This window comes from Streptomyces sp. NPDC055140 (assembly GCF_053607285.1).
Map to the genome: position 1 here is coordinate 1 of NZ_JBSGTG010000091.1, position 5,962 is coordinate 5,962.

Annotated in this window: 6 protein-coding genes; all 6 read left to right on the forward strand. The window is 68.0% G+C overall.

Going from position 1 to position 5,962, the window contains the following annotated elements:
* Positions 1–253: 253 nt before the first annotated feature.
* Positions 254–652 carry a roadblock/LC7 domain-containing protein gene (locus tag ACWFR4_RS47190; protein ID WP_453657950.1) on the forward strand — a complete coding sequence of 133 codons (399 nt, stop codon included), beginning with the start codon at positions 254–256 and terminating at the stop codon, positions 650–652.
* Entirely contained in the window at positions 649–1,038 is a 390-nt protein-coding gene (locus tag ACWFR4_RS47195; RefSeq protein WP_453657952.1) for a DUF742 domain-containing protein, read from the forward strand. Before ACWFR4_RS47190 ends, ACWFR4_RS47195 begins: the two co-directional genes overlap by 4 nt.
* On the forward strand, positions 1,013–1,618 hold the full coding sequence (locus tag ACWFR4_RS47200) for a GTP-binding protein (protein ID WP_453657954.1): 606 nt from the start codon (positions 1,013–1,015) through the stop codon (positions 1,616–1,618). The genes ACWFR4_RS47195 and ACWFR4_RS47200 overlap by 26 nt, the downstream gene beginning before the upstream one ends.
* Positions 1,615–2,964 (forward strand): cytochrome P450, encoded by a 1,350-nt coding sequence (locus ACWFR4_RS47205; protein ID WP_453657956.1) that lies wholly within the window; start codon positions 1,615–1,617, stop codon positions 2,962–2,964. The genes ACWFR4_RS47200 and ACWFR4_RS47205 overlap by 4 nt, the downstream gene beginning before the upstream one ends.
* A gap of 348 nt (positions 2,965–3,312) precedes the next feature.
* A complete protein-coding gene (locus tag ACWFR4_RS47210) occupies positions 3,313–4,482 on the forward strand; it encodes a tryptophan dimethylallyltransferase family protein (RefSeq protein WP_453657958.1) in 1,170 nt (389 codons plus the stop codon).
* Positions 4,483–4,719: 237 nt separating this feature from the next.
* On the forward strand, positions 4,720–5,913 hold the full coding sequence (locus ACWFR4_RS47215; RefSeq protein ID WP_453657960.1) for a tryptophanase: 1,194 nt from the start codon (positions 4,720–4,722) through the stop codon (positions 5,911–5,913).
* The last annotated feature ends 49 nt before the right edge of the window (positions 5,914–5,962 follow it).

A 5,962-nucleotide genomic window follows, 5' to 3' on the forward strand; every position in this document is an offset into this window, starting at 1 on the left:
GTTCGGCTCCCACGACGACATCTGACGGGCTGCCCCAGCGACGGAGCAAGCGCGGCATCGCACTCGTGAAGAACGGGCAGACCGTCGACTCGTCTGCGCCGCCTGCCCGGTCGCCGGAGGCCCGGTCGCCGGAGGCCCGGGTGGCGGTGATGGGGGCCTTTGCGCGCGGCACGGCCAGCGGCCGAAGTGCGGGGGTACCGGCCGTCGAACCAGAGCCCAGTCCTGCCGATTCACACAAAGGAACCGATGCCCCGTGAGCGACCGTCTGTCCTGGATGCTTGAGGAAGCGCTGACGATTCCCCATGCCCTCCACGCGGTCTTGATCTCTGCCGACGGCCTGCAGATGTCCCGCACCGCGGAGATCGGCCGGGACGATGCCGACAAGGTGTCCGCCGCCGTGAGCGGATTGCAGTCGCTCAGCCGGTCCGTCGGATTCTTCTGTGGTGACGACCGAGCGGCCTGGCGCCAGACGCTCATCGAGTTCGACGGTGGCTGGGTATTCCTCAACGCGGCGGGCGGCGGTTCCTACCTCGCCGTGGCGGCGTCCGCCGAGGTCGACATGGGGGACATCACGTACCGGATGCAGCAACTCGTCAGCGCGCTCGGCAAGGAGATGTCGACCGGCCTCCGCACCGACCCGGTCACCTCATGACGGATCCCGGCCGTACCGAGCCCGAGTTCGAGACCGAGGCCGGCGCATTAGTCCGGCCCTACGTCATCACCCGTGGGCGTGACCTGCCAGACGACAACGAGTTCTCCCTCATCACCCTCGTCACGACGGCAACCGATGAGCGGCAGCGCCCCCAGCGGCTCTCGCCTGAGGAGCAGCAGGTCCTGGAGATGTGCTCCAGCGGCTACCTGTCGGTCGCTGAGATCGTCGCGCACTCCCAATTGCCTCTCGGCGTCGTCAGGGTCTTGCTCAGTTCCCTCGCCGAGGGGGGCTATCTGGTCACCCGTGCACCGGTGCCCTCGGCTCAACTCGCCACCAATTCTCTTCTTCAGGAGGTGCTCGATGGCCTCAGGGCCCTCTCTGTCTGAGGACGCATATGTGCGAAGCGGTGCGCAGCAGACTGCGGTGAAAATCTTGGTCGTCGGGCACTTCGCCGTCGGCAAGACCACCCTGATCGGCTCGCTCTCCGAAATCGCGCCGCTGTCCACCGAGGAGCGGATGACAAGCCTCTCGGAGACCGTGGACGACCTCAAGGGAGTACGGGGGAAGACCACTACCACCGTCGCCCTGGACTTCGGCCGCCTGACCCTCAGCGAGCGCATCGTGCTGTACCTGTTCGGCTCTCCCGGACAGCAGCGGTTCGTCGATCTGTGGGACGACATGGCCCGCGGATCGCTGGGGGCCCTGGTCCTGGTGGACCCCGAGCGACTGGCGGACAGCTTCGAGGTCATGGATCTGGTCGAGAGCTACGGCCTCGACTACGCCGTGGCCATCAACAAGTTCGACGGCGGCGTGGAGCACACCCCCGAGGCGGTCCGGGAGGCACTCGACCTGTTGCCCGACACCCCGGTCGTCACCATCGACGCGCGCGACAAAAGGTCGTCCGTGAACGCACTGATCACCATGGTCCGCTACCTGCAAGAGCGCGCCGCCCTGGAGCACGCATGACAACGCCCCCCGTACCTCCGCCCGGCTGCCCCGCACACGGCAGCGGCCAGCGCATACGCCTCGACACGCCGGAGTTCGCCGCCGACCCGCACGCGCACTACCGGTACATGCGCCAGTTCGGCCCGACGACGCCCGTCACCATCGCACCCGGTGTGGACGCGACCCTGGTGACGGACTACAGCGCAGCCCTCGACCTGCTGCAGAACCCGTCGGTCTTCCGCAAGGACTCACGCCGCTGGCGTGCGTTGAAGGACGGCCTGATCAGCCCCGACAGCCCGGTCCTGCCGTTGCTGGCCTACCGGCCCAACTGCATGTTCACCGACGGCGCCGAGCACTTCCCGCTGCGTCAGGCCATCACCGAGTCCTTCGCCCGCATCAGCAACAGCAGGCTGAGCCGGATCGTCAACCAAGCCGCCCAATTCCTCATCAACCAGTTCAGCGCCCGCGGATCGGCCGACCTGCTCAGGGACTACGCTCAGCAGCTCCCCCTGTACGTGTTCAACGAACTCTTCGGCTGCCCGGCGGAGATCGGCGACCGGGTGCTCTTCGGCATCGCCGGCATGTTCGACGGCGTCAACGCCGAACAGGCCAGCCAGGTCCTGCTCCAGGCAGTCAGCGAACTGGTGGCGCTGAAGCGCGTCCAGCCGGGGGAGGACATCACGTCCTACCTGATGCAGCACCCGGCGCAGCTGACCGACGCGCAGTTGGCGCATACGCTGGTGCTGCTTCTCGGCGCGGGCGGTGAGCCGGAAGGCAACCTCATCGGCAACGGCTTCTACACGATGCTGACCAACGAGGAGTACGCGCGCAACGGGCAGTTCGACAAGGCCCTTGACGACACCCTGTGGCGCAACCCCCCGATGTCCAACTACGCACCGCATTACCCGGTCGTCGACACAGACGTGGCCGGCGACAAGGTGCGCGCCGGTGAGCTGGTCCTGGTGTCCTTCGGTGCCGCCAACACAGCGCTGGCGGACCAGGGGGCCGACACTCGCGGGCACCTCGCCTGGAGCGCGGGCCCGCACGCATGCCCGTCGAAGGAACCGGCCCGGCTCATCGCCCTGACGGGTCTGGAGGCACTGTTCAACGCACTGCCCGACGTCGAGCTCGCGGTCCCCGCGGACAGCCTCGTCTGGCGGCCCGGCCCGTTCAACCGGGCCCTGGCCTCCCTGCCCGTGCGCTTCGGCGCGGTCACCCCGCGCCCTGCGGCCCAACCGCAGCCGACGACGGCCGCGCCACGGCACGACCAAGCGCACGCTCCTGGCTCGCCCGAGCCCGTGGCGTCGCAGTCCACCGCTGGCAAGGGGCGCTGGAGCAGCTTCAGGCGGTGGCTGACGGGCCAGTAGCCGTCAAACGCCCTGTGACGTAGGTGACACGGGGAGTTGTTGCAGCCTGCATGAAAGATCAACGACTCGGGTAGGACAGCGCGGAGTGTCTGGAGTGACACGAGATGAAGGAGAGGCAGTGGACCTCGCAACCTCCGCGCCCTGTTCCGCAGGCAACCGGCCGGGCCACCGGCGCACTACATCCAGTAGAAGGAATCCGTGCGGGGTCGGCGACCCCGACAAGCCTCAAGGACGGATACCCGCCTCGCTCGGCGGATCGTCCTTCGTCTCCTCTCCCGCCGACGGCGCCGATCCCTGTACTCCCGCACCGTACAAACGCTCTCCGCGCCGCGAAGCGCGAGAGACGCGATGAGCGCCCTGCCGGAACCCGGCATACCGACGGCCGAACCCGGTGAGACAACGCTCGGCGATCACGTCCTCGGCCAACTGCGGGGCCTCGGCGCCACGGTAGGGCTGAGCGAGACGGACACTGCGCTGTACGGGCAGGTCATTCTCGACTCTCTTGCAGGCGCCGCCGGGCGACAGTTATCCCTGCCCCCGGCGTCGCCCAGCTTCCTCTCCGATGACCACACCCCCGTCGAGTTCTCCCTCGCCTGCACGTCGGACGGCGCCCCGGCACTGCGGGTGCTCGTGGAGCCCGGGTGGGCTCACGGCAACATGGGCGACAGCGCTCGCGCCGGGCGCACGGCCATCCGCGCGATGGCTGCCCGTTGGAGCTTCTCCACTGACCAACTCGACGCCCTGGACGACCTGTTCTTCCCCGCTGCAGCCGAGGGGCCACTGGCACTGTGGTACGCGCTCGATCTGCGCGCGGGAAAGGCCCCCGGCGTCAAGGTCTATGTGAATCCCTCCGCCGCCGGACCCGAGCACGCCGCACGCACCGTGGAAGAGGCGTTGCGGCGACTCGGCTACGGCAAAGCCTTCGCGGAACTTCCCCCGGCGGCGGGGTATCCGTTCCTCGCGCTGGACCTTGGCGCCTGGAAGTCACCACGCACCAAGGTGTACGTGAAACACCGGCGCATGTCGGCCGATGACGCCTGCGCGCTGAGCCGTGCCTCCGGGGCCCCAGTGGCCGACATCCGGTACTTCTTCCATGCGGCCGCGGGATCCCTCCGGCCGTCCGGGCAGGGTGTGTACGGTCCGCCGCGGCTTCTGCGGCGGCCTGCGCTCACCTGCCATTCTTTCACCGACGGCGAAAACGACCCGAGCGGCTTCACGCTCCACATCCCCGTACGCGACTACGTCCGCGACGACGAGGAGGCCCTCGCCCGGGCAACGGGCCTGCTGACCCGGTTCGGCATGGATCCCACGGTCCTGCGGCGGAGCCTGCGTGCTCTCACACAGCGACAACTTGCCGATGGTGCGGGACTGATCGCCTATCTCGCGCTCGTGTATGAGCGAAACCAGCAGCCTCGGATAACCACCTATCTGTCCTCCGAGGCCTATTCCGTTCGGCCGCCGCAGGAGCAGCACCCGCAGGTCGACCTTGTGCCCGCACAACGCCTCAGGGCGTCCTGAGCCTCGGGCACGAGGCCGCAGGTCACGTCATCTCGCACATCGCACAGAAGGAAGAAACGTGGAGCCGTACCGCATCAAAGTCGTAGAACCGATCCCGTTCACCACCCAAGCAGAGCGCGAGGCCGCGCTGAAGCGGACCGCCTACAACCCCTTCGCTCTGCGGGCCGACGAGGTCACCATCGATCTGCTGAGCGACTCGGGACCGGCGCCATCTCCGCGGACCAGCTCGCCGCAGGCATGCAGGCAGACGAGTCCTACGCCGGCAGCCGCAGCTTCTACCGGTGGCACGACGTCGTCTCCGAGCTCACCGGCTACCCCCACATTCTGCCGACCCACCAGGGTCGCGCCGCCGAGCGCATCCTGTTCTCCGCGCTGCTCAAGCCCGGCACGAGCGTGCTGTCCAACACGCACTTCGACACCACCCGCGCCAACGTCGAACTGACCGGCTGCCAGGCCTACGACCTGCCGTGTGCCGAGGCGAAGGACCTCGACAGCGACTATCCGTTCAAGGGCAACATCGACCTGATCGCCCTCGAACAGGCGCTGGAGAACGCGCACCAAAGGCCCGTGGCGGCCGTCCTGATGACCATCACCAACAACGGTGGCGGCGGCCAGCCGGTCGCGATGGAGAACCTGCACCGGACCGCCGAACTGTGCCGCCGCCACAACGTGCCCATGATCCTGGACGCAGCCCGGTTCGCGGAGAACGCCTGGCTGGTGACCCAACGCGAACCAGGCTACGCCAACCGCACCCCCCGCCAGGTCGCCGAGGAGGCGTTCCGGCTCGCAGACGGCTGCGTGGTAAGCGCCAAGAAGGACGGCATCGTCCACATCGGCGGCTTCATCGGCCTGACGAATCCGGAACTCGCCGAGAGGTGCGAGGGCCTGCTCATCGCCACCGAGGGGTTCACCACCTACGGCGGCCTGGCCGGCCGTGACCTCGACATGATGGCCCGCGGACTCCTCGAAGTCACCGAACCGTCCTACCTCGCCGAACGCGCCGACATAGCCGCCTACCTCGCCGCACGCATCCGCGAGGCCGGGGTCGACATCGTGGAACCCTCGGGCCTGCACGCCCTCTACCTCAACGCCGGGCGACTTCTGCCCCACATTCCTCCGCATCAGTACCCCGGCACTGCGCTGGTCTGTGAGCTCTACCGACGCGGAGGCATCCGCTCGGCGGAGCTGGGCACGCTGTACCTGGGCGAAGAGGACGAGCAAGGCAACACCATCAAGACGGCCCCCTACGAACTCGTACGGCTAGCGCTTCCCCGGCGGGTCTACACCCGAAGCCACTACGACCACGTTGCCGCCACCTTGGCGGACATAGCCAAGGATCCTGGATCGGTGAGCGGATACCGCGTCACGGGCCAGTCGCCGGTCCTCCGCCACTTCAGCATCAAACTGGAGCCCGTGCAGTCCGGCGGCTGATCTACCCTGGCGTGCGAACCGTCACCGTCGAGCAATACGACGCCGCCTT

Bases quoted from the DNA above. Each gene is read 5' to 3' on its own strand.
- ACWFR4_RS47195 (WP_453657952.1), top strand. From the start codon at position 649: ATGACGGATCCCGGCCGTACCGAGCCCGAGTTCGAGACCGAGGCCGGC.
- ACWFR4_RS47210 (WP_453657958.1), top strand. From the start codon at position 3,313: ATGAGCGCCCTGCCGGAACCCGGCATACCGACGGCCGAACCCGGTGAG.
- ACWFR4_RS47215 (WP_453657960.1), top strand. From the start codon at position 4,720: ATGCAGGCAGACGAGTCCTACGCCGGCAGCCGCAGCTTCTACCGGTGG.
- ACWFR4_RS47205 (WP_453657956.1), top strand. From the start codon at position 1,615: ATGACAACGCCCCCCGTACCTCCGCCCGGCTGCCCCGCACACGGCAGC.
- ACWFR4_RS47200 (WP_453657954.1), top strand. From the start codon at position 1,013: ATGGCCTCAGGGCCCTCTCTGTCTGAGGACGCATATGTGCGAAGCGGT.